The sequence below is a fragment of the Pseudomonas sp. Marseille-Q7302 genome (assembly GCF_965111925.1).
Genome location: NZ_CBCOPK010000001.1, coordinates 3,139,407 through 3,162,547, shown reverse-complemented (window position 1 = coordinate 3,162,547; position 23,141 = coordinate 3,139,407). Strand labels below are relative to the sequence as shown.

At 65.4% G+C, this 23,141-nt stretch carries 22 protein-coding genes and 1 tRNA gene; 12 read left to right on the top strand and 11 right to left on the bottom strand.

Features of this window, described 5'->3' with window-relative positions; translation table 11 throughout:
- Positions 1–4: 4 nt before the first annotated feature.
- The 11 genes from ACWPW1_RS14715 to ACWPW1_RS14665 all read right to left on the bottom strand — a co-directional run bounded on the left by ACWPW1_RS14715 (position 5) and on the right by ACWPW1_RS14665 (position 12,361).
- Complete coding sequence (locus tag ACWPW1_RS14715; RefSeq protein ID WP_313647514.1) at positions 5–1,216, bottom strand: nitrate/nitrite transporter; 1,212 nt, start codon at positions 1,214–1,216, stop codon at positions 5–7.
- Positions 1,217–1,674: 458 nt separating this feature from the next.
- The gene (locus ACWPW1_RS14710; protein ID WP_059315443.1) at positions 1,675–2,190 is read right to left on the bottom strand and encodes a DUF4142 domain-containing protein; all 516 of its coding nucleotides are present in this window, start codon (positions 2,188–2,190) and stop codon (positions 1,675–1,677) included.
- 123 nt (positions 2,191–2,313) lie between these two features.
- Entirely contained in the window at positions 2,314–3,069 is a 756-nt protein-coding gene (locus tag ACWPW1_RS14705; RefSeq protein WP_454253296.1) for a hypothetical protein, read from the bottom strand.
- The gene (locus ACWPW1_RS14700; RefSeq protein ID WP_017642174.1) at positions 3,069–3,263 is read right to left on the bottom strand and encodes a hypothetical protein; all 195 of its coding nucleotides are present in this window, start codon (positions 3,261–3,263) and stop codon (positions 3,069–3,071) included. Before ACWPW1_RS14700 ends, ACWPW1_RS14705 begins: the two co-directional genes overlap by 1 nt.
- Before the next feature lie 94 nt (positions 3,264–3,357).
- The gene (alaC, locus tag ACWPW1_RS14695) at positions 3,358–4,599 is read right to left on the bottom strand and encodes an alanine transaminase (RefSeq protein ID WP_059315441.1); all 1,242 of its coding nucleotides are present in this window, start codon (positions 4,597–4,599) and stop codon (positions 3,358–3,360) included.
- Between the two features lie 127 nt (positions 4,600–4,726).
- Positions 4,727–5,968, bottom strand: coding sequence for an acid phosphatase (locus ACWPW1_RS14690; RefSeq protein WP_323149949.1), 1,242 nt, complete (start codon positions 5,966–5,968; stop codon positions 4,727–4,729).
- Between the two features lie 69 nt (positions 5,969–6,037).
- The gene (locus ACWPW1_RS14685) at positions 6,038–6,610 is read right to left on the bottom strand and encodes an ANTAR domain-containing response regulator (RefSeq protein WP_059315440.1); all 573 of its coding nucleotides are present in this window, start codon (positions 6,608–6,610) and stop codon (positions 6,038–6,040) included.
- Positions 6,611–6,621: 11 nt separating this feature from the next.
- Positions 6,622–7,818 carry a CmpA/NrtA family ABC transporter substrate-binding protein gene (locus tag ACWPW1_RS14680; protein WP_313647518.1) on the bottom strand — a complete coding sequence of 399 codons (1,197 nt, stop codon included), beginning with the start codon at positions 7,816–7,818 and terminating at the stop codon, positions 6,622–6,624.
- A gap of 244 nt (positions 7,819–8,062) precedes the next feature.
- Complete coding sequence (locus ACWPW1_RS14675; protein ID WP_454253295.1) at positions 8,063–10,444, bottom strand: penicillin acylase family protein; 2,382 nt, start codon at positions 10,442–10,444, stop codon at positions 8,063–8,065.
- A 126-nt stretch (positions 10,445–10,570) separates the two neighbouring features.
- Complete coding sequence (locus ACWPW1_RS14670; protein WP_454253294.1) at positions 10,571–11,350, bottom strand: hypothetical protein; 780 nt, start codon at positions 11,348–11,350, stop codon at positions 10,571–10,573.
- A gap of 42 nt (positions 11,351–11,392) precedes the next feature.
- Positions 11,393–12,361 (bottom strand): alpha/beta fold hydrolase, encoded by a 969-nt coding sequence (locus ACWPW1_RS14665; protein WP_313647521.1) that lies wholly within the window; start codon positions 12,359–12,361, stop codon positions 11,393–11,395.
- 134 nt (positions 12,362–12,495) lie between these two features.
- On the opposite strand from ACWPW1_RS14665, the gene aroC reads away from it, so the two are divergent.
- The 12 genes from aroC to ACWPW1_RS14605 all read left to right on the top strand — a co-directional run bounded on the left by aroC (position 12,496) and on the right by ACWPW1_RS14605 (position 23,132).
- Complete coding sequence (gene aroC, locus ACWPW1_RS14660; RefSeq protein ID WP_454253293.1) at positions 12,496–13,587, top strand: chorismate synthase; 1,092 nt, start codon at positions 12,496–12,498, stop codon at positions 13,585–13,587.
- Between the two features lie 157 nt (positions 13,588–13,744).
- On the top strand, positions 13,745–14,908 hold the full coding sequence (locus ACWPW1_RS14655; protein WP_454253927.1) for an MFS transporter: 1,164 nt from the start codon (positions 13,745–13,747) through the stop codon (positions 14,906–14,908).
- A 196-nt stretch (positions 14,909–15,104) separates the two neighbouring features.
- Positions 15,105–15,719 (top strand): methylthioribulose 1-phosphate dehydratase, encoded by a 615-nt coding sequence (locus ACWPW1_RS14650; protein WP_059315433.1) that lies wholly within the window; start codon positions 15,105–15,107, stop codon positions 15,717–15,719.
- On the top strand, positions 15,716–16,267 hold the full coding sequence (locus ACWPW1_RS14645; protein ID WP_454253292.1) for a 1,2-dihydroxy-3-keto-5-methylthiopentene dioxygenase: 552 nt from the start codon (positions 15,716–15,718) through the stop codon (positions 16,265–16,267). The genes ACWPW1_RS14650 and ACWPW1_RS14645 overlap by 4 nt, the downstream gene beginning before the upstream one ends.
- A complete protein-coding gene (mtnC, locus tag ACWPW1_RS14640; protein WP_059315431.1) occupies positions 16,264–16,950 on the top strand; it encodes an acireductone synthase in 687 nt (228 codons plus the stop codon). The genes ACWPW1_RS14645 and mtnC overlap by 4 nt, the downstream gene beginning before the upstream one ends.
- A gap of 105 nt (positions 16,951–17,055) precedes the next feature.
- Positions 17,056–17,268: a PLD nuclease N-terminal domain-containing protein gene (locus tag ACWPW1_RS14635; RefSeq protein WP_420480519.1), complete on the top strand. Its 213-nt coding sequence runs from the start codon at positions 17,056–17,058 to the stop codon at positions 17,266–17,268.
- A 96-nt stretch (positions 17,269–17,364) separates the two neighbouring features.
- A complete protein-coding gene (gene speE / locus ACWPW1_RS14630) occupies positions 17,365–18,216 on the top strand; it encodes a polyamine aminopropyltransferase (RefSeq protein WP_271655319.1) in 852 nt (283 codons plus the stop codon).
- Positions 18,217–18,318: 102 nt separating this feature from the next.
- On the top strand, positions 18,319–18,660 hold the full coding sequence (locus ACWPW1_RS14625) for a ribonuclease E inhibitor RraB (protein ID WP_059315428.1): 342 nt from the start codon (positions 18,319–18,321) through the stop codon (positions 18,658–18,660).
- Positions 18,661–18,917: 257 nt separating this feature from the next.
- Positions 18,918–20,327: a circularly permuted type 2 ATP-grasp protein gene (locus ACWPW1_RS14620; RefSeq protein ID WP_454253291.1), complete on the top strand. Its 1,410-nt coding sequence runs from the start codon at positions 18,918–18,920 to the stop codon at positions 20,325–20,327.
- A gap of 62 nt (positions 20,328–20,389) precedes the next feature.
- The gene (locus tag ACWPW1_RS14615; protein WP_059315426.1) at positions 20,390–21,343 is read left to right on the top strand and encodes an alpha-E domain-containing protein; all 954 of its coding nucleotides are present in this window, start codon (positions 20,390–20,392) and stop codon (positions 21,341–21,343) included.
- Positions 21,340–22,140, top strand: coding sequence for a transglutaminase family protein (locus tag ACWPW1_RS14610; RefSeq protein ID WP_059315425.1), 801 nt, complete (start codon positions 21,340–21,342; stop codon positions 22,138–22,140). The genes ACWPW1_RS14615 and ACWPW1_RS14610 overlap by 4 nt, the downstream gene beginning before the upstream one ends.
- Before the next feature lie 902 nt (positions 22,141–23,042).
- Positions 23,043–23,132: transfer RNA gene (locus tag ACWPW1_RS14605), tRNA-Ser, on the top strand.
- Positions 23,133–23,141: the final 9 nt, after the last annotated feature.

The following is a 23,141-nucleotide window of genomic DNA, read 5'->3' as shown; positions in this document are numbered from 1 at the left end:
TGGCTCAGACGCGTGCCGCCGTGACCGCGGCCGAGCCCCACGTGGTGCGCCAGCGGCGCTTGACGCTCAGCAGGCCGAACCAGGCGAGCACGCCCAGGCCGGCGAACAGCCAGAGGCCGAGCTGGTAGTCACCCGTGGCCTGCTTGATCGTGCCCAGGCCCGCGGTGAGGGCGAAGCCGCCGATGCCGCCCGCCATGCCGATCAGTCCGGTCATGACGCCGATCTCCTTGCGAAAGCGCTGGGGCACCAGCTGGAACACCGCGCCGTTGCCGGCGCCCAGGCTGAGCATGGCGACCACGAACAGCGCCAGGGCGGCCATGGCGCTGGGCAGGTGGAAGCCCACGGCGGCGATGCAGATGGCCGCCACGGTGTACATGCCCAGCAAGGCACGGATACCACCGATGCGGTCGGCCAGGGCGCCGCCCAGGGGCCGCATCAGGCTGCCAGCGAAGACGCAGGCGGCGGTGTAGTAGCCGGCGATCACCGGTTCCAGGGCGTACTGGTCATGGAAGTAGCCGGGCAGGGTGCTGGCCAGACCCAGGAAGCCACCAAAGGTCACGCTGTAGAAGAACATGAACCACCAGCTGTCCTGGTCGCCCAGGGCACGGGCGTAGTCCGCCAGCTTCTTCGGGGCCGGGCGTTCCGGTGCGTTGCGCGCACAGAGCACGAAGACCACCAGGGTCAGGATCAACGGGATCAGCGCGAAGCCGAACACGTTGGTCCAGCCAAAGGCCTTGGCCAGCGCCGGGGCGAAGAGAGCGGCGAACACGGTGCCGGAATTGCCGGCGCCGGCGATGCCCAGGGCCTTGCCCTGGTGCTGCGGCGGATACCACTGGGAGGCCAGCGGCAGGGCCACGGCGAAGGAGGCCCCGGCGAAGCCGAGGAACAGGCCCAGCACCAGGGTTTGCTCATAGCTGTGCACGCCGTGCTGCCAGGCCACCAGCAGCGCCAGGATCACCACCACCTGGCCGATGATGCCGGCGGTCTTCGGCGACAGTCGATCAGCGACGAAGCCCAGGATCAGGCGCAGGACCGCCCCGGCGAGGATGGGCGTCGCCACCATCAGGCTGCGCTGCTGGGTGGTCAATTGCAGGTCGGTGGCGATCTGCACGGCCATGGGGCCGAGCACGTACCAGACCATGAAGCTGAGGTCGAAGTAGAGGAAGGCGGCGAACAGGGTCGGCGCATGGCCGGCTTTCCAGAAACTGGGACTCATGGAGGCACCTCGGGCACGTCACGGGCATGAAAAAGGCGCCAGTCACCCTGACCCGTTGCCGGGAGGTGAACTGACGCCTTTGTCGATTGGGGTGACCGCCGTTGGCCACCGCTGCCCAGGTCTTTGCAAGAGCGACGCCAAGTCGTGCGAGCCCGGTAGTCACGGGCCTTGACGGGATTCGGAATGGGTATCGGGGCAAGCCAGCGCCCAAGGATTGGGCGGTGGTCCGAGAGGTCGCCCTCTATTGGCGCTCGGTGTACGACGCCTCAGATCGCGCGGACTATCGAATTTAGACTGAGATTTTTTGCGCCCAAACAATCGCAACCATGGTGGTCCCCCGATGCGGCCGCTCCTCCAAGGGCATCAACCCCCTGTAGGAGCGACCTTTGGCCGCGATAGGCTGCAAAAAAAGGCCGTGGCGATCACTCGCCACGGCCTTTTCTATCGGGATAACGCTATTACTTGGCGTACTTGGTCTGCAGCGCCTTGGCTTCCTGCAGGTGGTGTTCCAGCTTCGGCAGAGTCTTCTCGGCGAAAGCCTTCAGCGCGGCGTCATCGCTGTTCTTGGCTTCGGTGCGGAAGATCTCGATGGTCTGCTCGTGGGCGACGACCTGGTTGTTGGCGTAGGAGCGATCGAAGGAATCGTCACGCACCTGCAGGATCATGGCCTTGGCCTTGTCCATCAGCTCTGCGTCTGTGGAGACTTTCAGCTTCTTCTCCTGGGCCAGGCTCTTGAGCTGCTCGTTGGCCTTGGTGTGGTCGTCGATCATGCTCTGGGCGAAGGTCTTGATGTCCTGGGACTTGCTCTTTTCCAGGGCCAGCTTGCCTGCTTCGATCTCAGCGATGCCCTTGGCCGAGGCGTCGTCGACGAATTCGGCCGGAGACAGCTTGTCAGCGGCCTGGGCCAGACCGGCACCGGCAGCCAGCAGGATGGCGAGGGACAGGCTGGAGGCTTTCTTCAGCATGGGCGTCATGGACGTGCTCCTGATTTCTTAGGCAGTTAGGAAAGGGCGTCACCGCGTGGCAGTGAATGCGCCTGCAAAATGGGACCTGCCTAAAAAGTCATACGTTCCCTGCGAAAGCGTCGCCAAACCCTATCAATTGCGGCTCACGCTTGAGCGAAACGCTTCATAGGCGTCGAAATCGAAGCGCGTCGCCGAGACGATCTGGCTCTGTTTCAGCGTCAGGTAGATGTCCTTGCCCTTGTCCGCATAATGGGTGGTGAAGGTCACCCAGAGTTTGTCCTTGTCGCGGTAGCCGCTCATGATCGGCTTGATGCAGACGTCCTGGTCGGCCCCTTCCGTTTCGCTCGGCTCGCCCAGGGTGGTAATGCGACCGACATACACCTTGCGCTCTTCCAGGGTCAGCATCAGCGTCTCCCGGTTGATCGAGGCGGTCATCAGCAGATCGTCCAGCGGACTGTCCTTGAGGATGCCGGCCAGGATGAAGGTGCGGTAGTTGTCCTCGGTGAGGCCGTACTTGCGCTTGATGGTCGCGCGAGCCAGTGCTGCCCAGGCCGTGGGGATCAGCAAGGCGGTCACTGTCACCAGCAGGATCCAGGCGGCCTGCAGCGGATCGTCCAGGGTACCGGTACGGCGCAACAACTCGGCGAGACCGGCGAAATAGTCGAAGGAAAAGGTCCGATCACCCCATGACCAGCTGCGCCCCTGCAGCAATTGGGCGATGCCCAGGTGCAGGCTCACGGCGAGCAGGGTGCAGAACAGACCGAAGCGGGCGCTCTGCAGATAGAGGTACTGGCCCTCGTAGCGATGCAGGCGATAGAAGTACAGCGGATGCTTGTGGCAGACGAGAAAACCGCTGACCAGGATCGGCAGGAGCAGCAGCAGGAACATCAGCGGTTGATGAGCCGCCGGGCGCGGTCCAGGTCTTCCTTGAATTCGGGGGAGTCGAAGACCTCCGCCGGGTCGATGCGCAGGGTGCCGCGGCCGACCACGCGCATGGACTTGTAGGAGTTGTTGATGCTCGCGGCCAGCTTGAGGTCGTCCGCGGAGGGCGATTTGAGCAGGTTGAACAGGCCTTTCAGCATGACGATATCCCGAGGGTGCACTAGGCGCTTATAGCTTGGAACACCAGAACCGGCAAGGATTCGCCGCGCCGCCGGTCGAGGGCGCGGCGAGGACTCAGGCCGGTTCGACCCCCGTTTTACGCGAGGCAACCTTGGGCAGCAGGCCATCGGCGCGGAACATCTGCTTGATGCCGCGCACCGCCTGGCGGATGCGGTCCTGGTTCTCGATCAGCGCGAAGCGCACGTGGTCGTCGCCATAGTCCCCGAAGCCCAGACCTGGCGAGACGCAGACCTTGGCCTCGGCGAGCAGCTTCTTGGCGAACTCCAGCGAGCCCAGCTGGGCGTAGGGCTCGGGAATCTTGGCCCAGACGTACATGGAGGCCTTGGGGATCTCCACCATCCAGCCGGCTTCGTGCAGGCCACGCACCAGCACGTCACGCCGCTGCTGGTACTGCTGGGCGATGTCGCGCACGCACTGCTGGTCGCCTTCCAGGGCGGCGATGGCCGCTACCTGCAGCGGGGTGAAGGTGCCGTAGTCGTGATAGCTCTTGATGCGCGCCAGGGCGGCGACCAGCTCGGGATTGCCGACCATGAAGCCGATCCGCCAGCCGGCCATGTTGTAGCTCTTGGACAAGGTGAAGAATTCCACCGCGATGTCCTTGGCCCCGGGCACCTGCATGATGGAGGGCGCCTGCCAACCGTCGAAGACGATGTCGGCATAGGCCAGGTCGTGCACCACCAGCACGTTGTAGCGCTTGGCCAATTCCACCACGCGCTCGAAGAAGTCCAGCTCCACGCATTGGGCGGTGGGGTTGGAAGGGAAACCGAGGATCATCATCTTCGGCTTGGGAATGCTCTCGCGGATGGCTCTTTCCAGTTCGGCGAAGAAGTCCATGCCCTGCACCAGGGGCACCGAGCGCACCTGGGCCCCGGCGATCACCGCGCCATAGATGTGGATCGGGTAGCTGGGGTTGGGCACCAGTACGGTGTCGCCGGCATCCAGGGTCGCCAGCATCAGGTGCGCCAGGCCTTCCTTGGAGCCAATGGTGACGATGGCTTCGCTGTCGGCGTCGATTTCCACCTGATAGCGGTCGCGATACCAGTGGGAGATGGCGCGACGCAGGCGGGGAATGCCCTTGGAGCTGGAATAGCCGTGAGTGTCTTCGCGCTGGGCGACCTGGCAGAGCTTCTCGACGATGTGCGGCGGGGTAGGGCCGTCGGGATTGCCCATGGACAGGTCGATGATGTCCTCACCCCGACGGCGCGCGGCCATCTTGAGTTCGGCGGTGATGTTGAAGACGTAGGGGGGCAGGCGATCGATGCGCGCAAAGCGGCGCACGGGACTGGAATCAGTCATGCGTTCCTCGAAGTACGTAAGCGCCCGGAACCGTCCGAGCGACGTGGGTCACAGGAGGTGACCTGCAGCGGACATTAGCCGCAGGCCGCTGCGCTTGTCGAGGATTTTTACTGCGGTTGGCCGGGGCCTACGGGTGCGCGAGGGCGCCGACCAGATCCAGGCGCTGCCATTGGCCTTCCGCGCCGGTATCCAGTCCCAGTTCGGCCGCGCTGTCGGCCTGGCTCAGGCGCTCCTGGCGCTGTACCGGTGACAGCTGCGGTAGTAGCGGTTCGGCGAGTACCGGGGCGTTCTGGGGTACGGTGACGGGATAACCGCCAGCCCGAGTGGCGGGGAGGCCATAGTCCAGGGTGTAGCGTGCGAACGTACGGGCAGGAGCGCTGCTCCAGGGGTCTGCGCCACCAGCCTCCGCGGCGCACTGCACCAGGGCCACGCCGCAGGTCTCGGTCAAAGCGGTGCGCAGTTGGTCGCGGGCCTCGTCGAACAGCCGGCGATAGGCGGGATCGGTTAGGTAATGGGCGACGTTGTACTGGGCGATCATGCGTCCGCCAATGATATCCAGCGGATAGTGCACCCCCAGCACCTGGCGCGAGTAGCCATAGCCGGCGGCGCGGGCGAGCAGCGTCGTTGCACGCTCGGGGAGCATGGCGGCGAGCAGCAGACTGTCGGTATAGCCCACGGTGGTATGGCCGCTGGGGAAGGCGCCCGCCGACGCGGTGTAGGGTTTGCCATTGGCCACCACCACGCGATCCGCCACTAGGATCACCGGTTTTTCCAGGCGCAGGAAAGGCCGTGGATAATCGAAATGCTGCTTGGCCGGCGCAGTGCTGACCTCCGAGGCCTTGATCAGGGCTGCGGCCTTGCCCAGCTTGCCCTCTTCGTAGGCCTTGAGAAAGGCACTGCCCAGGCGCGGCCCGAGGGCATCGGCCAGGTAGTAAAGATAGGCGATGCCCTCGGCGTCCAGCACCGCCCGGTCCTGCAGCGCTGGTGTGGCGCCGTGGTTGATCTGGGCAACGGTGGCGGTACTGGCTGCCAGCAGGCTGGCGGGCAAGGTGCGGAAGCCTTCCAGTAGCTGGATGTCGGCCTGCTGCAACTGCGCCTTGGCGAAGTCGTAACCCTGAGCGGCCAGCCAGGTCTCGTCCGCCAGGGGCGCACCTTGGCGGACGTGCTCGATGCCACTCTGGTCGAAAGGCTGGGCGGACCGATGCAGGCGCTGCACCAGCAGCTCGCGCTGACGCTGCTGCAACTGGGCAAAGGGCCCGCTCTTGCCAGCCTGCTCCAGCTCGGCGAGAAAGGTCTGGGGCGACGAACTGGCCGCCTGGGCCATAGGCGTGAGCAAGAAGCAGGTAAGGCTGAAAACTGCAAGGCGCATGCTAGAGCTTTCCATGACGAGAAAGCTTCACTTTCCGCCACGCGGATTGCCAGAATGTTACAGAGTATTTCAGCCCAGCAATTCGCTCATGGCGATGATCTGGTCAGCCACCTGGATCAGCTTCTGTTGCTTGCTCATGGCCTGGCGGCGCATCAGGGTATAGGCCTCGTCCTCGCTGCAGCCGCGCATCTTCATCAGCAGGCCCTTGGCCTGGTCGACCTTCTTACGCTCCAGCAATTGCTGCTCGCGGGCCTGGAGTTCGGCGCGCAGTGCCTGGTCGGTCTCGAAGCGGGCGCGGGCGACGTCGATGATGGCCTGCAGGCGACTGGTCTGGATGCCCTCCACGATATAGGCACTCACCCCGGACTGGATGGCCCGGCGCATCACCGCCGGGTCGTGTTCGTCGGTGAACATGACGATGGGGCGCGGCTGGTCGCGGGTCACCAGACAGACCTGTTCCATGACGTCGCGACCGGGTGACTGGGTGTCGAACAGGATGACGTCCGGCCGTAGCGTCTCGATGCGCGCCGGCAGGTCGATGGTCAGGCCGGATTCCTCGATGACCTCGAAACCGGCTTCGATCAGCGCGCTCTTCAGGCGGCCGACCTGCTTGGGGGTGTCGTCGATGAGCAGAATGCGCAAGGTCGTTCTCCCTAGTGATCGCTGAGCGCGTGGATGGCGAAGCTGCGGGCGTAACCGGCTGGATCGCTGCCGTCCCAGGTGCGACCGTCGAACAGGGTGCTGCTGCGCCGGGGCGGCGGTACCGCCAGACCGAGCTCGGTGGCAGCCTCGCGGTACAGCTCGGTGCATTGCACGGCCTCGGCGATGGCCAAGTAGTCCGGGTCCTCGCGCAGCAGGCCCCAGCGGCGGAACTGGGTGAGAAACCAGAGGCCGTCGGAGAGATAGGGCGGGTTGACCGCGCCCTGGCGATGGAAGGCCAGGGGATGTTCGTCCTCCCAGCGGCGGTCGAGGCCATCTTCGTAGTGGCCGAGGAAGCGTCCGGCCAGCAACGCCGGATCGGCGTTCACGTAGGCGGCATCGCTGATCAGCTGGGCGGTGCCGAGGCGGTTCTCACGACTTTCCTCGATGAAGCGGCTGGCATCGAGCAGGGTGCGGATCAGCGCCCGGGCCGTATTGGGATAGCGCTCGGCGAAGCGGCCGGTGCAGGCCAGCACCTTTTCCGGATGGTCCGGCCAGATCGCCTGGGTGGTGGTCAGGGTGAAACCCTGGCCGCGTGCGACGGCGGCGGCGCCCCAGGGCTCGCCGACGCAGAAGCCATCGACCCGGCCGGCGGCCAGGTGCTCGGGCATCTGCGGTGGCGGTACCAACGCGGTGCGCACGTCCCGTAGCGGATGAATGCCCTGGGCAGCCAGCCAGTAGTAGAGCCAGAAAATGTGGGTGCCGGTGGGAAAGGTGTGCGCCAGGGTCAGGGGGCTGGTGCCCGGCTGGCGGATCCGCTCGACCAGCGAGGCCGTGTCCTGGACCCCTTCCCGGGTCAGGCTGCGCGCCAGGTTGAGGCTCTGGCCATTCTGCGCGAGACCCATCAGCACCGCCATGTCGGTGGCGGGAGTGCCGCCCAGTCCCAGGTGCATGCCATAGACCAGGCCATAGAGGCAGTGGGCGGCGTCGAGGTGGCCGTTGAGCAGGTTGTCGCGCAGGGCCGACCAGGATGGCTGGCGGTGCAGGTTCAGGGTCAGGCCGTGTGGCTCGCCAAAGCCCTGGGTCGCCGCCACGATTAGCGAGGCGGCGTCGCTCAGCGGGAGAAAGCCCAGATTGAGCTCGGGCTTTTCCGGGGCATCCGAACCCGCGACCCAGAGATGCGCGGCGTGAGGAGGAAACTGGGCAGGCATGGTGTCTCCGGCAGCTGACGGACGCCAGGGCACCTTTCTGTGCACCGCTATGGACGTCTCGACTAGGGCCTGCACCATTGTGGTGACAGGCACGGCACCATCACCGGGCGCTTCCATTGCCAGGCACCTGCGGGACCGCGCCTCTACAGCGGTCCGCGGCGCAGCGGAAGGAGATGACGCCGGCTGAGGTCTGCCAGAGCAGGGGCAAAACCCGCGCCAAGTCGCGGGTTGCCGGCGGAGAAGTCTACTTCTGCGGGATCAACAGCAGGCGGTCGCGCCCATAGACGCGCTCCAGATTCTGCGGCTGCAGCGGCAGGCTCCGGTACTGCCCTTGGGCCCACCCCTTGCCCGGGGTGCCGGCCTGACTCGCCTGCAGGGGTTCGGCCAGGCCGAAGTCCACCACCAGGCGCAGTGCAGGCGCCAGCCAGACCTGATCGTTACCGCCCCAGTGGCTGGCGGTCAGGTCCAGGGTCGAGCCGTCACCACCGCTCGCATTGCCGTCCAGACGATGCAGGCGGCCCCACTGCCAGGCGGCGCGATCGCTGCCGAGTTTGGCCTCGCAGGTCGCGATGGCCCCGGCCAGGGCGCGGGCGAAGATCGCCGGCTTGTCTTCGCGGGTGGGCGTGCTGACGTCATCCCAATAGGGGCTATCGTCGCGGGCCAGGAGGTGATCGACGATGGCGTTGTAGCCGGTGTCGCTAAGGGTGGTGAAGGCCTGCCAGGCCTTGCTCCTGGTGCCACCCAGTTCATCGGCGAAGGTCTGTTCGGCCAAGGCCTGCAAGAAGGCCTCGTAGAGCGCCGCATCGGCTGAGCCGGCGGCCAGGCGACCGTCGAAGTTCTGCAGACGCCGCAGGGCTTCTTCCGCCGCCTGGCGCTGGGCAGCGGGTAGCGCCGCGATGGCCTGGCGCAGCGGGGCGGCGAAGCCGGGGGCATCGAGTTGCGTCTTCAGCTTGGCGGCGAGAGTCGTGGTCTGGTCCTGCTGCAGGGCCATGGCGTCGCGGCTGTCCAGGCGCGCCGAGCGCCCGGCGAGTTGCGCCAGGCGCTCCTGGCGCTCGGGGCCCGACCAGTTGCTGGACAGCTGCATGCCGTAGCCGCGCGGCACCACACGCTGGTTGGCGGCGCCCAGCCAGCCCTGGGCCGGGTCCTGATCATAGGGGTGCAGCATGGGATCGGCGTAGCCGTCCCAGGCGTAACGCTCGTCCCAGCCAGGCGAGGGCAGCAGCCCCAAACCGCTGCGGCGATTGGGATAGCGCCCGGTCACCTGCCAGCCGACGTGCTCGGCATCGGCGAACACCAGGTTCCAGTCACTGGCGCGCAGCTCGCGGGCCAGTTCGAAGGCGCGTTCCACGTCCTTGGCGCGGGACAGGTCGAAGAGCGCGTCCAGGCTCTTGTCGTCTTCCAGACGGCTGCTACGCAAGGCCAGGCCATAGCCGTTGGCGTCCGGCGCCAGCGCCAGATTCAGCAGGGGGCCGCGCGGGCTGGTGTAAAGGGTTTCGCGACGCGGTTTCTCGCCGCGCACGAAGAAGGTTTCCACCCGTTCGCCGGCGGGTTGCCACTGGCCGCCGCTCTGCACCTGCAGGCGACCGCTCTGGCGTTGCAGGCGCTCGAGGTAGAGGTCCTGGCTGTCGCCCATCAGGGTCGCGGCGCCCCAGGCCAGCTTGCCGTTGTAGCCATCGAGCAGCAGCGGCAGGCCGGGCAGGGTGGTGCCCACGGCTTCGAAACGGGGCGCTCTTAGGGTCACCAGGGTGAAGGGCGACTGGCCATTGAAGGCGCTGACCTTGTCCACCCCGAGCAGGCTGCGGCCGCTGCGGGTGTGGCCCGGAGTGGCCGCCCAGGCGGTACCGGTCGGGCCACCGAAGGGCGCCAGTTGAGCCAGCTGGCGCTGGACGTCCAGCAGGGCGTCGAGGCCGGGCAACTGGCCCCGCAGATTCAAGCCACGCAGCTTGGCCGTCTCCTCCTCGGGCAGGGGTTCGTCCGGATAGGTGGGCAGCAGCCAGGCGAGGCGCTCGGGGCCGACCTGGGCGGCCAGTGCCAGCGCGGCGGTCTCCTTGCGCAGGTCCACTGCCTGGGCGAAGTTCAGCAGTTCGAAGAGCAGGGCACTGTCTTCCGGCTTCCAGTACTCGGCGCGGTACTCGTTGCCATCCAGCTCGACTCGTTCGCCGGCGCGATAGAGGTAGGCATTGACGCCTCGGGCATAGACCTCGAAAAAGGTCTTCATGCGCGGCGAGGCGTTGTTGTAAGCCACCTGGGCAGCCTTGCGCAGATCGACCGCGCGCATGAAACGGTCGGTATCCAGCCGGCTGTCACCATAGGCTTCGGCCAATCGGCCCTGGGCCAGCAGGCGCAGCTCGACCATCTGCGCCAAGCGTTCGCTGGCGTGAACATAGCCGAGGGCGAAGAGGGCGTCGTGGAAGGTGGTGGTCTCGATCAACGGCTGGCCATCGGCGTTACGGCGCACCGAAGCGGTCTGCGCCAGGCCGCGCAGGGGCAGGCTGCCCTTGAGTTGCGGCTGGCTGCGTGTCGGCTGCTCCTCGGCGAAGTACTGGCAACCGGCGAGGGCGGTCAGCAGGCCGAGGGTGGCGAGGCGCAGAGGCGCGCGCTGGCGAAACAGAAGAGACGAGACCATGAACAGCGGGCACTCCGAGCGGATGGATGCAAACGGGTGGCTACGTTAGCAGGGTCCACGGGGGGAGCAAGCCTCTGGCGAGGGGTGGCGCCTGGGCGCTGCCGACAGGTCGTCCGGGCCTGCCACCTAGCGCAGGGCCATCCAGATCAGCAGCGCGGCCTGGAACAGGCAGAACACCGCCAGGCAGCCGATGGCGAAACGCAGCGAGATGTCATCGCGGCGATAGAGGGCGATGCGGTCCTCCAGCTGCCTCAGGCTGGCGTCACGCTCGTCGATCACCCGATCGCACTGTTCCAGCAGGGTAGCGCCGTCCAGTAGCGACAGCAGCTGCACCTTGTCGGCATTCCAGTCCTCGCGCAGCTGGCTGACCCGTGCCGCCCGGCAGAGCTGCTGGCGCTCGTCGTCCGCGGCCGTCTCGACGGTGAAGCCCTGGGCACTGAGCACGTGGTCACGGCGCTTGCGGCTGTCTTCGTCGAGGGTGTCGCGGCGCGCCAGGGGCAGGTCCTGTACCCGGTAGTGGTTCCAGCGCAGGCGCGCCCAGGCGGCCGCTCGGGCCAGCAGGAAGCGTCCCAGGCCGCGTTCTTCCGGCTCGACTTGCAGACCCCGCTCGGGGCCCAGGCGGATTTCGCCGAGGCGATGGTCGACCCAGACCTCCAGCACGTTGACCTCCCGGTGCAACAGTTGCCCGGGAATCTGCACCGTCAGCCGCAGCAGGCTTTCCTCCTCGCCATGGCGCTCGACGAGGCCGAGTTGCACGAAGCGCAGGGGGCGTGACCCAACCCGGCGATCCGCCGGCTGGGGCATCAGCCGCAGCAGCTGGAAACGCTCGGGCGGCAGGCTGGCCCAGGGATGGGGCTCATGGGGGGCAGCCTCGACGGCCGGCGATTCTTGGTCAGGGGTTTCCACGGGCAGGCTCCAGCTGGCGCGCCTCCTGGGCGCCTTTACGGCTTATCGGCCGGTGTGCGGGGAACCTGAGCGCTGGACAAAGGCGGCTACGCGCTCGATCAACTCGCGGGCCAGGGGCAGGTTGGGATTGTCATAGGTGGGCAGTTGCGCCTGGAAGTCCGCCGGGGCGATGCGCAGCACGTGGTTCATCCCGGGAATGATCGCCAGTTCGGCATCCGGCTTGGCCCGGTGCAGCGCCCGGGCGTCATCGACCTCCACCTGGACATCGTGGGTGCCCTGGATGATCAGCGCCGGTGCCTGGATGCCGGCAAAGGCCTTGGCCGGATCCTGGCGGAACAGCGAGATCAGATAGGGCTGGACGCTGGGGCGGAACAGCACCAGCAGCTCCTTCGGCACCTCGGGTACCGGCGTGCCACGCAGCAACTGGTCGATGATCCACTGGGCGCTGGCCAGGGCCGCGGGCGACAGCTTGCCCGCCAGCTGCTCGCGCAGCACCACGTCGATCGGGCGGCCGCTGCCGGCCAGGGTCACCACGCCCGCGACCGGCACCCGGTCGGCGGCCAGGCTGGCGATCAGGGCGCCTTCGCTGTGACCGAGCAGGATCACCTGGGAAAAGCGCGGATCGGCGCGCAGCAGCCGGATCCAGCCGACCAGATCGTCGACATAGCGCTCTACGCTCAAATGGCTCTCGTCCGGCTCGGCGCTGCGGCTCTCCGCCACGCCGCGCTTGTCGAAGCGCACGCTGGCGATCCGCCGCTTGCCGAGGGCCTCGGCCAGGCGCTGCAGGGCGGCATTGCGGGCGCCGGGGGCGTTGCCATTGCGGTCGAGGGGGCCCGAGCCGGAAACGAAGAGCACCACCGGTTGCGGACGCTCGCTGCGGGGCAGGATCAGGCTGCCCTTGAGCACGCCGCTGCCGGTGTCGAGCTGGAGGGGACGAAAGAGCACGGGATCGGCGGCCTTGGCCAGGGCGGGCAGGGCGAGGCACAGCAGCAGGGAGAACAGCAGACGCATGACGAGGAGGGCACCGAGGGCTGGGGTGTGGGGGCCTATCCCGCACACAATCCGTGTAAAAGACCACGGCGCGTGTAAAATCGCCCATTCCCATTTTGAATCTATACCTTTCACCCGTAGCGCGGAGCCCTCGCATGTCCGGCAATACCCTCGGCACGCTGTTTACCGTCACCACCGCCGGCGAAAGCCATGGCCCGGCACTGGTCGCCATCGTCGACGGTTGCCCACCCGGACTGCCCCTGGATACCGCCGACCTGCAGCGCGACCTGGATCGGCGCAAGCCCGGCACCAGCCGCCACACCACCCAGCGCCAGGAAGCGGACGAGGTGGAGATCCTGTCCGGGGTCTTCGAAGGGGTCACTACCGGCACGCCGATTGGTCTGCTGATCCGCAACACCGACCAGAAGTCCAAGGACTACTCGGCGATCAAGGACCTGTTCCGCCCGGCCCACGCCGATTACGCCTACCACCATAAATATGGCCTGCGCGACTACCGCGGCGGCGGTCGCAGCTCGGCGCGGGAAACCGCCATGCGTGTGGCGGCCGGTGCCATCGCCAAGAAGTACCTGGCGACCCAGGGCATCCGGGTGCGCGGCTACATGAGCCAGCTGGGTCCGATCAAGATCCCCTTCAAGACCTGGGATAGCGTGGAAGAGAACGCCTTCTTCAGCCCCGACCCCGCCAAGGTGCCGGAGCTGGAGGCCTACATGGACCAGCTGCGTCGCGACCAGGACTCGGTGGGTGCGCGCATCACCGTGGTCGCCGACGGCGTGCCACCCGGTCTGGGCGAGCCCATCTTCGACCGCCTCGACGCCGAACTGGCCTATGCGCTGATGAGCGTCAACGCGGTCAAGGGCGTGGAAATCGGCGCCGGCTTCGCCAGCGTCGCCCAACGCGGTACCGAGCACCGTGATGAGCTGACCCCGGAAGGCTTCCTGTCCAACAACGCCGGTGGCGTGCTGGGCGGCATCTCGTCCGGCCAGCCCATCGTTGCCCATCTGGCGCTCAAGCCCACCTCCAGTATCACCACTTCAGGACGCTCCATAGACGTCCACGGCAATCCGGTCGAACTCATCACCAAGGGTCGCCACGATCCCTGTGTGGGCATCCGCGCCACTCCCATCGCCGAAGCCATGATGGCCCTGGTGTTGATGGATCACCTCCTGCGCCATCGCGCGCAGAACGCCGAGGTGCGGGTCTCCACGCCCGTCCTGCCCCAGCTCTGAGCACCTGTTCATGATCAGCTGCGCGTCGGCCAAACGGCGTTGAAAATGCCTTCGGAATGCTCATTTACCTTTTGTAAACTCCGCTTCCTCAGGCATTTTCGCCTTGTTTGCCTCTAGCTCGCGAGATCCTGAACGCGCGCCAGGCACCGGGCAGATGATGCCGGTTCCCTATTGGCGACTGTCAGGCTTCTACTTTGCCTACTTCGCCTTGTTGGGTGCCACGGCGCCCTACCTGGGGCTGTACTTCCACCACCTGGGCTTTTCCGGCACCGCCATCGGCCAATTGGTGGCCATTCCCATGCTGATGCGGGTGCTGGCGCCTAATCTCTGGGGCTGGCTGGCCGATCGTACCGGGCGCCGGTTGAGCATCGTCCGCCTGGGCGCCGCCTGTACCCTGCTGTGTTTCTCCGGCATCTACCTGGGCCAGGGGTTCGCCTGGCTGGCGCTGATCATGGCGGGCCATGCCTTCTTCTGGCACGCCATGCTGCCCCAGTTCGAAGCCATCACCCTGGCCCATCTGCGTGACCAGCCCCAGCGCTATGCGCTTATCCGCCTCTGGGGCTCGGTGGGTTTCATCGCTGCCGTGGCCGGACTCGGCTGGGCCTTCGAATACGTCAGCCTGGATCTCTATCCGGCCTATCTGCTGCTGGTGATGGCGATCATCCTGCTCGCCTCGCTGGCGGTGCCCGGGGTGGCGGTGGATCCCGGCCAGCGCCCCGAGGCGCCGGCCGAGCCCTTCCTGACCACCCTGCGGCAACCACGGGTACTGGCCTTCTTCGCTGCCGCGGCGCTGATGCAGCTGTCCCACGGGCCCTACTACACGGTCTTCACCCTGCACCTGGAAGCCCTTGGCTATGGCCGCGGCGTCATTGGCCAGCTCTGGTCCCTGGGGGTGATCACCGAGGTGCTGATCTTCCTGTTCATGCCCCAGCTGCTGGCGCGGATCGCCCTGACCACCCTGCTGGTCGGCGCCTTCCTGATCGCTGCCGGGCGCTGGCTGCTGCTGGGCGCCCTGGCGGACCAGTTGCCAGTGCTATTGTTCGCCCAGCTCCTGCATGCGGCCACCTTCGCCTGCTTTCACGCCGCCGCCATTCAGTTCGTCCAATCCCATTTCGACCGCCGCCGCCAGGGCCAGGCCCAATCGCTCTACGCGGCACTTTCCGGGGCTGGCGGTGCGCTGGGCGCGCTGTATGCTGGCTATGCCTGGCAGGTATCCGGCGCCCTTGCCGCCTTTGCCGGTGCCTCCTTGGCGGCATTGGCAGGGGCCTTCCTCATCCTCTTGTCCGTTAGGTCCAGTACGAAAAGTGCCTGCGCTCGGTGATGCTTCGTTGAAAAACACCTGGATCGCCAGCCCGGTCGCAATGCTCATTTACCTCTCGTAAACTCCGCTTCCTCAGCGTTTTGATTCGCTGGCGCTCACCCTCTGGGCCAGCCGTTGGCTGTTACTCCCGTTGGTCGTTGCGCCTCGCCTGACCGTCGCTCGGCGACTTTTCGTACAGAACCTAGGAGAACCCTCCATGATCCAGCAGCGTGAGCAACTGGCCCAGGAAATCATCGACGCCGGTCGCTTCCTCTATGGCCGCGGCTGGTCGCCGGCCACCAGTAGCAACTACTCGGTACGGCTGTCCGACAGCCGCCTGCTGCTGACCGTCTCCGGCAAGCACAAGGGTCAACTTGAGCTGGACGACATCCTCGCCACGGATCTCGACGGTACCCCGCTGGAGGACAAGAAGCCTTCCGCGGAGACGGCGCTGCATACCCAGCTCTACCGCTGGCAGCCGGAGATCGGCGCGGTGCTGCATACCCATTCGGTGAACTCGACGGTGCTCTCGCGCCAGCTCCAAGGCGATCGTCTGCTGCTGGATGGCTATGAGCTGCAAAAAGCCCTGCACGGCGTCACCACCCATGACGTCAGGGTGGAGATCCCGGTGTTCGATAACGACCAGGACATCCCGCGCCTGGCCGACCAGGTGCAGACCTGGCTGGACGTGCACCCCGACTGCGTGGGGTACCTGATCCGCGGACACGGCCTCTATACTTGGGGCCCGCGCATGGCCGATGCCTTGCGCCATGTGGAAGCCTTCGAATTCCTCTTCGAATGCGAACTCAAGACCCGGAGCCTGCGCCCATGAGCCGACTGACCGTCTACCATGATGCCGAACCCCGCCAGCCGCTGAAGGTGATCAGCGATGGCGAACACATCGCCGCCACCCTGGCCGAGGTCGGGGTGCGTTTCGAGCGCTGGCAGGCCAGCGCACCGGTGGCGCCCGGTGCCAGCCAGGAGGAGGTGATCGCCGCCTACCGGCCGGAGATCGACCGCCTGATCCAGGAGCGCGGCTACCAGACCGTCGACGTCATCAGCATGAGCCCGGAGCACCCGCAGAGGGAGGCATTGCGTGCCAAGTTCCTCGAAGAGCACCGTCACAACGAGGACGAGGTGCGCTTCTTCGTCGCCGGTCAGGGCCTCTTCACCCTGCACATCGACGACCAGGTCTATGCCGTACTCTGCGAGAAGGATGACCTCATCTCGGTGCCGGCCGGCACGCCGCACTGGTTCGACATGAGCGAGTCGCCGTCCTTCGTCGTCATCCGCCTGTTCGACAATCCCGACGGCTGGGTCGCCCACTTCACCGGTGTGGACATCGCCCAGCGCTTCCCGCGCCTGGAGGTCGAGGCGTGACCATCAAGGGCATCCTGACCGATATCGAAGGCACCACCAGCGCCGTCAGCTTCGTCTTCGACGTGCTCTTTCCCTATGCCCGCGAGCATCTGCCGGCCCATGTCCGTGCCCATGCCGGGGAGCCGGCAGTAGCCGAACAGCTCGACGCCGTGCGCGCCGAAGCCGGCGAGCTGGATGCCGATGTGGAGCGAGTGATTGCCATCCTGCTGGAGTGGCTCGCCAGCGACCGCAAGGCCACGCCGCTCAAGGCGCTGCAGGGGCAGGTGTGGGAGGAGGGCTATCGCGCTGGCACGCTCCAGGGGCACGTCTATCCCGACGCCGTCCAGGCCCTGCGCCAGTGGCACGCTGCCGGTATTCCACTGTATGTCTATTCCTCGGGCTCGGTGCAGGCGCAGAAGCTGATCTTCGGCTGCTCCGAGCATGGTGATCTCACTCCGCTGTTTTCCGGGTATTTCGATACCCTGACCGGCGGCAAGCGCGAGGCCGAGTCCTATGCGCGCATCGCCTCGGCTACCACCCACGTGCCGGCGGAACTGCTGTTCCTATCCGACGTGGTGGAAGAGCTGGATGCCGCGCGGCAGGCCGGTCTGCCCACCTGTGGCCTAGTGCGTGCCGGCGGCCAGCTGGGCGATCATCCTTGCGTTACGTCCTTCGCCGACATCGATCTCACCGCTTTCGGTTGAGGCCCACGGCTGGCGCCGCTGCCAAGCGAGCCGGCCGAACTCCACGCCCTCATCGCCAGTCCCAATTGACGAGACCTTTGTCCTCGCAACGGGAGTCGCGACATGATCAATTCCACCATCGGCGGTGTACTGGGCTTCATCGTCTTCCTGCTCGACATCTGGGCAATCGTCAACGTGATCCGCAGTGACAGCACCAGCAACGCCAAGATCGTCTGGACGGTGCTCATCATCGTACTGCCGGTGATCGGCCTGATCGCCTGGGCCGCCGCCGGTCCGCGCGGCAATCGATCGGCCACCGCGCCTACCCATAAAGGCTAGTCAGCGCAACGCTGGAGCCTGTCACATCCAGCTCTTACAATGCCCGGCTTTTGGTCGGGCATTGTCTGTCTCGGCCAGCTACCTGCGGAGATCGACATGAGCGACTACCTGGAAACCCTCTACGACGGCTACGGTCAGCGGTTCACCGTCCAGCGCCTGCTCCACGAGGTGCGGACCGAGCATCAGCACCTGGTGATCTTCGAGAACGCGGTGCTGGGCAAGGTCATGGCCCTGGATGGCGTCATCCAGACCACCGAGGCCGATGAATTCATCTATCACGAGATGCTGACCCAGGTGCCCCTGCTCGCCCATCCGGCCCCGCGGCGGGTGCTCATCATCGGCGGTGGTGACGGCGGCATCCTGCGTGAAGTGGCCAAGCATCAGGGCGTCGAGCACATCACCATGGTCGAGATCGACGGCTCGGTGGTGGAGATGTGCAAGGAATACTTCCCCGGTCATTCGGCGGGTGCCTTCGACGATCCGCGCCTGAATCTGGTGATCGACGACGGCATGAATTTCGTCGCCAACACCACCGAGCGCTACGACGTCATCATCTCCGATTCCACCGACCCCATCGGCCCGGCCGAGGTGCTCTTTTCCGAGAATTTCTATGAGGCCTGCCACCGCTGCCTGAACGACAACGGTGTGATGGTCGCGCAGAACGGTACCCCGTTCCTGCAGCTGGACGAGGTCAAGACCACCGCCAGCCGCCTGTCCGGGCTGTTCGCCGATTGGCACTTTTATCTGTCGGCGGTGCCTACCTACATAGGGGGCGTCATGACCCTGGCCTGGGGTAGCAAGGACCCGACCTTGCGTCGGCAGAGTGCCGAAACCCTGGCGCAACGCTACAGTGATACAGGCATCCAGACCCGTTATTACACCCCGGAGCTGCATGCCGCTGCCTTTGCTCTACCTCGATACGTGCTGGAGGCCATCGGCAAGGCGTAAGCCCTGGCAGTCGCGGCACCGTTCGAGTTCTCAGCCGCGACTCGCTGGCGTCGGTAGCGATGGCCAGCGAGACGATCATCCGAACCAGAGGAGGGAAGTCCTATGTCCTTGTCGTTTGCCGATGATGTGAGCTTGAACCTGCTGCAGCGGATGAAAGAGGGCGGCTTCGATTTCGCCCGCTTTCATCCCATCGACTTCTTCGCCATCTTCGCCGATGAAGGCAAGGCCCGCATCGCTGCGGACCAGTTTCACGGCGAGTCCCTCAACGCCCAGGTGGTGCCCCACGAAGAGGGCGGCTGGCACCTGCAGGTCAGCAAGGTGATGTTCGCTACCCACGCCACTATCGATGATTTCGAAAGCGATCTCGAGGCCGTGGTGGTACCTCTCGGCGGGCAGCTCGATGGCTGGGGCGTCACCCAGGAAGTCAACCGCAGCCCCGCCTGATCCCACGCGTTGCGAGGCGGCATCCCGGACGGGATGCCCGTCTCATCTCCGGTAACCGTCGCGCCCCTCAATCATCGCACTTTCCGCTTGGCGCACCGTCTTAGGCTCATGACGGAAACGTTGCGGTGCATGCGCACGCTTACGTGCCTGGCTTTGGTGCACCGCGCGCCTCGCAGCTACGCGAGGGCCTGATCTTGAGGGCTCTTACGGTGGCACGCGGCTTGCGACGCTGCACCGTGGGTGACAAGGAGATCGGCATGAGCCGCCAACTGTATAACGAGATGTACGACGTCCGGGCGCAATGCCGACCGCACTATGGTCGCTATGCCCAGTGGCTGAAGGAAACACCCCCTGAACTCCTGGCCCAGCGCCGCCGCGAAGCCGACCTGCTGTTCCATCGCGCGGGTATCACCTTCACCCTTTATGGCGACGAGCAGGGCACGGAACGTCTGATTCCCTTCGACGCCCTGCCGCGGGCGATTCCCGCCAGCGAGTGGCAGATCATCGAGCGCGGCTGCATTCAGCGGGTCCAGGCGCTGAACATGTTTCTCCATGACCTCTATCATGACCAGCGCATCATCAAGGCCGGGGTCATTCCGGCCGAGCAGGTGCTGGCCAACGACCAGTACCAGCTGGCCATGCAGGGGCTGGATCTGCCCAACGGCATCTATGCCCATATCGCCGGTGTCGATCTGGTCCGCGACGGCGATGGTGCCTACTACGTGCTGGAAGACAACCTGCGCACTCCGAGCGGGGTGTCCTACATGCTCGAAAACCGCAAGATGATGATGCGGTTGTTTCCCGAGCTGTTCACCCTGGAGCGCATTGCGCCCATCGACCACTATCCGAACATCCTGCTCGATACCTTGCGCAGCTCCACCCCGGTCAATAACCCCACGGTGGTGGTCCTCACACCAGGCCGTTTCAACAGCGCCTACTTCGAACATGCCTTCCTGGCTCGTGAGATGGGCGTGGAACTGGTGGAGGGGGCCGACTTGCTGGTGCGCGACGAACAGGTGTTCATGCGTACCACGTCGGGCTTCCGAAAGGTCGATGTCATCTACCGACGTCTCGACGATGCCTTCCTCGATCCCCTGGCCTTCAATCCGGACTCCATGCTCGGCGTGCCGGGCCTGCTGGCCGCCTATCGCGCCGGTAACGTCATCCTGGCCAATGCCATCGGCACCGGGGTCGCTGACGACAAGTCGATCTATCCCTATGTGCCGGAGATGATCCGCTTCTATCTCAGTGAGGAACCCATCCTCTACAACGTGCCCACCTGGCAGTGCCGCAAGCCGGACGAGCTGTCCCATGTGCTGGCCAATCTGCCCGAGCTGGTCGTCAAGGAAGTCCATGGCTCCGGCGGCTACGGCATGCTGGTCGGTCCCACCGCCAGCAGCATGGAGATCGAAGCCTTTCGCGCGCGGCTCAAGGCCAATCCCAGCGCCTACATCGCCCAACCGACCCTGTCGCTGTCCACCTGTCCGACCTTCGTCGAAAGCGGCATCGCGCCGCGGCACATCGACCTGCGGCCCTTCGTGCTGTCCGGGCGCAAGACGCGTCTGGTGCCCGGCGGCCTGACCCGGGTCGCGCTGCGGGAAGGCTCGCTGGTGGTGAATTCCTCCCAAGGCGGCGGCACCAAGGACACCTGGGTGGTCCAGGACTAGATCGCCACAGAACAGTGGCCGCCACGGCGGCCCCGCAAGGACCTTTGAAAGGCGACCCCACCATGTTGAGTCGTACCGCTGCCGATCTGTACTGGATGTCCCGCAACCTTGAGCGCGCCGAGAATCTCGCGCGGATGCTGGACGTGAGCTATTCGCTGTCGATGATGCCGCAGAGCGGGCAGGGCGGAGGCCTGGATGAATTGGCCATGCCACTGCTCATCACCGGCACCCTGGATGACTACCGGGAAAAGCACGGGGCCCTGCACCCCGAGCGCCTGCTGCACTTCTTCGCCCTGGACGAGCGCAATCCCGGCAGCATCTATTGCTGTCTGCAGGCCGCGCGCAGCAATGCCCACGCGGTGCGTGGGCGCATCACCGCCGACATGTGGGAGAACGTCAACGCCACCTGGCTAGAGATGCGCGAGATCGCCGTCACCGGCCTGATCCGTTTCGGCATCAGCCGCTTCTGCGAATGGGTAAAGGAGAGATCCCACCTGTTCCGCGGGGCCACCGTCGGCACCATCATGAGAAACGACGCCTATCGTTTCATCCGCCTGGGTACCTTCGTCGAGCGCGCCGACAACACCCTGCGCATGCTCGACGCCCGCTACCAGGTACTGGGCGAGGAGGAGGCCGAAGCCATCAGCGACGCCTCCGCCCGCGGCTTCTATCAGTGGAGTGCGCTCTTGCGCGCCCTGAGCGCCTTCGAGGCCTACACCGAGCTCTATCGCGATGCCCTCAATGTGCGCAACGGTGCCGAGTTGCTGTTGTTGCAGGAAGACTTGCCACGCTCGCTGCTGGCCTGCGTGATCGAACTGCACCGGGTGCTGGCCAGCCTGCCGGGCGAGAACGGCCGCGAGGCCAAGCGCCTGGCCGCCGGCCTGGAGGCGCGGCTGCGCTATACCAGCATCGACGAGGTGCTGGACGAAGGGCTACATGCCTGGATCGGCGGCTTCATCGTCCATGTCCGCCAGCTCGCCAGCGCCATCAACACCGCTTATCTGGAGGCCGTATGAGGCTCGCGATCCATCACGAAACGCTGTATCGCTACGCCGACCAGGTTCGCGCCAGCATCCAGTACCTGCGGCTCACGCCCCAGGATGACGCGCGTCAGCGAATCCTCGGCTGGGAACTGTCGTTGCCGCGCCCGGCGCGGGCACAGCGCGATCCCTTCGGCAACATCCTGCATGTCCTGACCCTGGACACCCCGCATGACGCCATCACCATCACCGCCAGTGGTCAGGTGGAAATCGACGAGGGCTTCGAATCCGAGCCCTGCCAGGCCTCACCCTTTCCCTTCCTGCGTCAGACCCGCCTGACGGACGCCGACGAGGCCCTGACGGCCTTCGCCCGTGACATCTGCGACGGTCGCCGGGATCGCGCCACGCTGATCCAGCTCATGGAGCGGCTACACGAGCGCATGACCTATCTACCCGGTTCCACCGAGGTGGATGGCAACGCCGCCCAGGCTTTCGCCAAGGGCGCTGGCGTCTGCCAGGACCATGCCCATGCCTTCCTGGCCTGCGCCCGCAGTCTGGGCATTCCGGCGCGCTACGTGTCCGGCTATCTATGCACCGACGACAGCGCACACCTCTCCAGCCATGCCTGGGCCGAAGCCTGGCATGAAGGTGCCTGGTACAGCTATGACGTCACCAATCGCCTGATCCGGCCTGAGCGCCACCTGCGCCTGGCCATAGGCCTGGACTACCTCGATGCCTGTCCGGTACGGGGCATGCGCCGGGGTGGTGGGGTAGAGCAGATGGAAGCCAGGGTGTTGGTCGAGCCGTTGCAGCAGGTGCAGCAACAGCAGTGATCAAAGGTGCCTGCAACAAACGCGGAGGCGGCCAGGGGCCACCTTCGTCTGTTGCGCTGCCATAGAGCAGTCTCACGGCAATGGCACAGGTGCCATCCACGATAGGTCTGCTCGCCAGATCGGTGTGAACAGGTAGGGCAAGCCAATGCTCGATTGCCTACTAGCGATGGCTTGCGCGGCGCGCGGCCTTCCTTCGATACCGTCATCCGCAGCGAGGTGCCGTTAGGGCTGCCGCTGGTACCAGTGGTCCAGCCAAGATTCATTCGGATGCAGGTCAGCCGCCAGCGCTTCGGGGATGCAATGAACCCGGCGTCCAGGCCTCATGCAAGGGCTGGGCGAAGGAATGCGCACGCGAACGGTGGTCCTGGGAGATCAGCCAAAGAACCGCGAGAGGTTAGGTATGACCAACACCACGGTGGTAACGATAAACACGAAGCTCGCCTGACGCCACTTGGGGACGGGATTCTTGAACATGACTCGGGGCCTTTATTGTTAGCTGTTTAGAGCCTTTACGTCTTCAGCGCGTAGCGCTTGCGCAACAGCGGCATGTAGCTACTGATTCCCGCGGACTTAAGCACTATCCAGTAGCTATAGAACATAAATTTCAGTTTTGTGGCAGGTAACGACCAACTGGTTATCAAAAGTGTCGTCTTGCAATATTTCTCCTTTGCTTTCAGGCGATTAGTGAGTTGGTTACGACGCTACCATTGGTCGGACGCCTGACAGGCGGGCGGGCTGGCAACAGCGACCGGCCGGTCATCCTGTGAACGGTGCTTACGACCCCCTCGCGCCAGTGCGTCGTGCAAATGCATGAATAGATTGAAGAAAAAGCTTGCCAACGAAATCGTCTTTGCCTATAGTTGCGCGCCTCGGTGATGCAGATGCAGATGCCGAGCAAATCTGGTGAGGTGTCCGAGCGGTTGAAGGAGCACGCCTGGAAAGTGTGTATAGGAGAAATCTTATCGAGGGTTCGAATCCCTCCCTCACCGCCAGATCTGAGA

Coding starts and splice junctions, on each gene's coding strand:
- ACWPW1_RS14715 (WP_313647514.1), bottom strand. CDS start 1,216: ATGAGTCCCAGTTTCTGGAAAGCCGGCCATGCGCCGACCCTGTTCGCC.
- ACWPW1_RS14710 (WP_059315443.1), bottom strand. CDS start 2,190: ATGACGCCCATGCTGAAGAAAGCCTCCAGCCTGTCCCTCGCCATCCTG.
- ACWPW1_RS14705 (WP_454253296.1), bottom strand. CDS start 3,069: ATGTTCCTGCTGCTGCTCCTGCCGATCCTGGTCAGCGGTTTTCTCGTC.
- ACWPW1_RS14700 (WP_017642174.1), bottom strand. CDS start 3,263: ATGCTGAAAGGCCTGTTCAACCTGCTCAAATCGCCCTCCGCGGACGAC.
- alaC (WP_059315441.1), bottom strand. CDS start 4,599: ATGACTGATTCCAGTCCCGTGCGCCGCTTTGCGCGCATCGATCGCCTG.
- ACWPW1_RS14690 (WP_323149949.1), bottom strand. CDS start 5,968: ATGCGCCTTGCAGTTTTCAGCCTTACCTGCTTCTTGCTCACGCCTATG.
- ACWPW1_RS14680 (WP_313647518.1), bottom strand. CDS start 7,818: ATGCCTGCCCAGTTTCCTCCTCACGCCGCGCATCTCTGGGTCGCGGGT.
- ACWPW1_RS14675 (WP_454253295.1), bottom strand. CDS start 10,444: ATGGTCTCGTCTCTTCTGTTTCGCCAGCGCGCGCCTCTGCGCCTCGCC.
- ACWPW1_RS14665 (WP_313647521.1), bottom strand. CDS start 12,361: ATGCGTCTGCTGTTCTCCCTGCTGCTGTGCCTCGCCCTGCCCGCCCTG.
- aroC (WP_454253293.1), top strand. CDS start 12,496: ATGTCCGGCAATACCCTCGGCACGCTGTTTACCGTCACCACCGCCGGC.
- ACWPW1_RS14655 (WP_454253927.1), top strand. CDS start 13,745: ATGCCGGTTCCCTATTGGCGACTGTCAGGCTTCTACTTTGCCTACTTC.
- ACWPW1_RS14650 (WP_059315433.1), top strand. CDS start 15,105: ATGATCCAGCAGCGTGAGCAACTGGCCCAGGAAATCATCGACGCCGGT.
- ACWPW1_RS14645 (WP_454253292.1), top strand. CDS start 15,716: ATGAGCCGACTGACCGTCTACCATGATGCCGAACCCCGCCAGCCGCTG.
- speE (WP_271655319.1), top strand. CDS start 17,365: ATGAGCGACTACCTGGAAACCCTCTACGACGGCTACGGTCAGCGGTTC.
- ACWPW1_RS14625 (WP_059315428.1), top strand. CDS start 18,319: ATGTCCTTGTCGTTTGCCGATGATGTGAGCTTGAACCTGCTGCAGCGG.
- ACWPW1_RS14620 (WP_454253291.1), top strand. CDS start 18,918: ATGAGCCGCCAACTGTATAACGAGATGTACGACGTCCGGGCGCAATGC.
- ACWPW1_RS14615 (WP_059315426.1), top strand. CDS start 20,390: ATGTTGAGTCGTACCGCTGCCGATCTGTACTGGATGTCCCGCAACCTT.
- ACWPW1_RS14610 (WP_059315425.1), top strand. CDS start 21,340: ATGAGGCTCGCGATCCATCACGAAACGCTGTATCGCTACGCCGACCAG.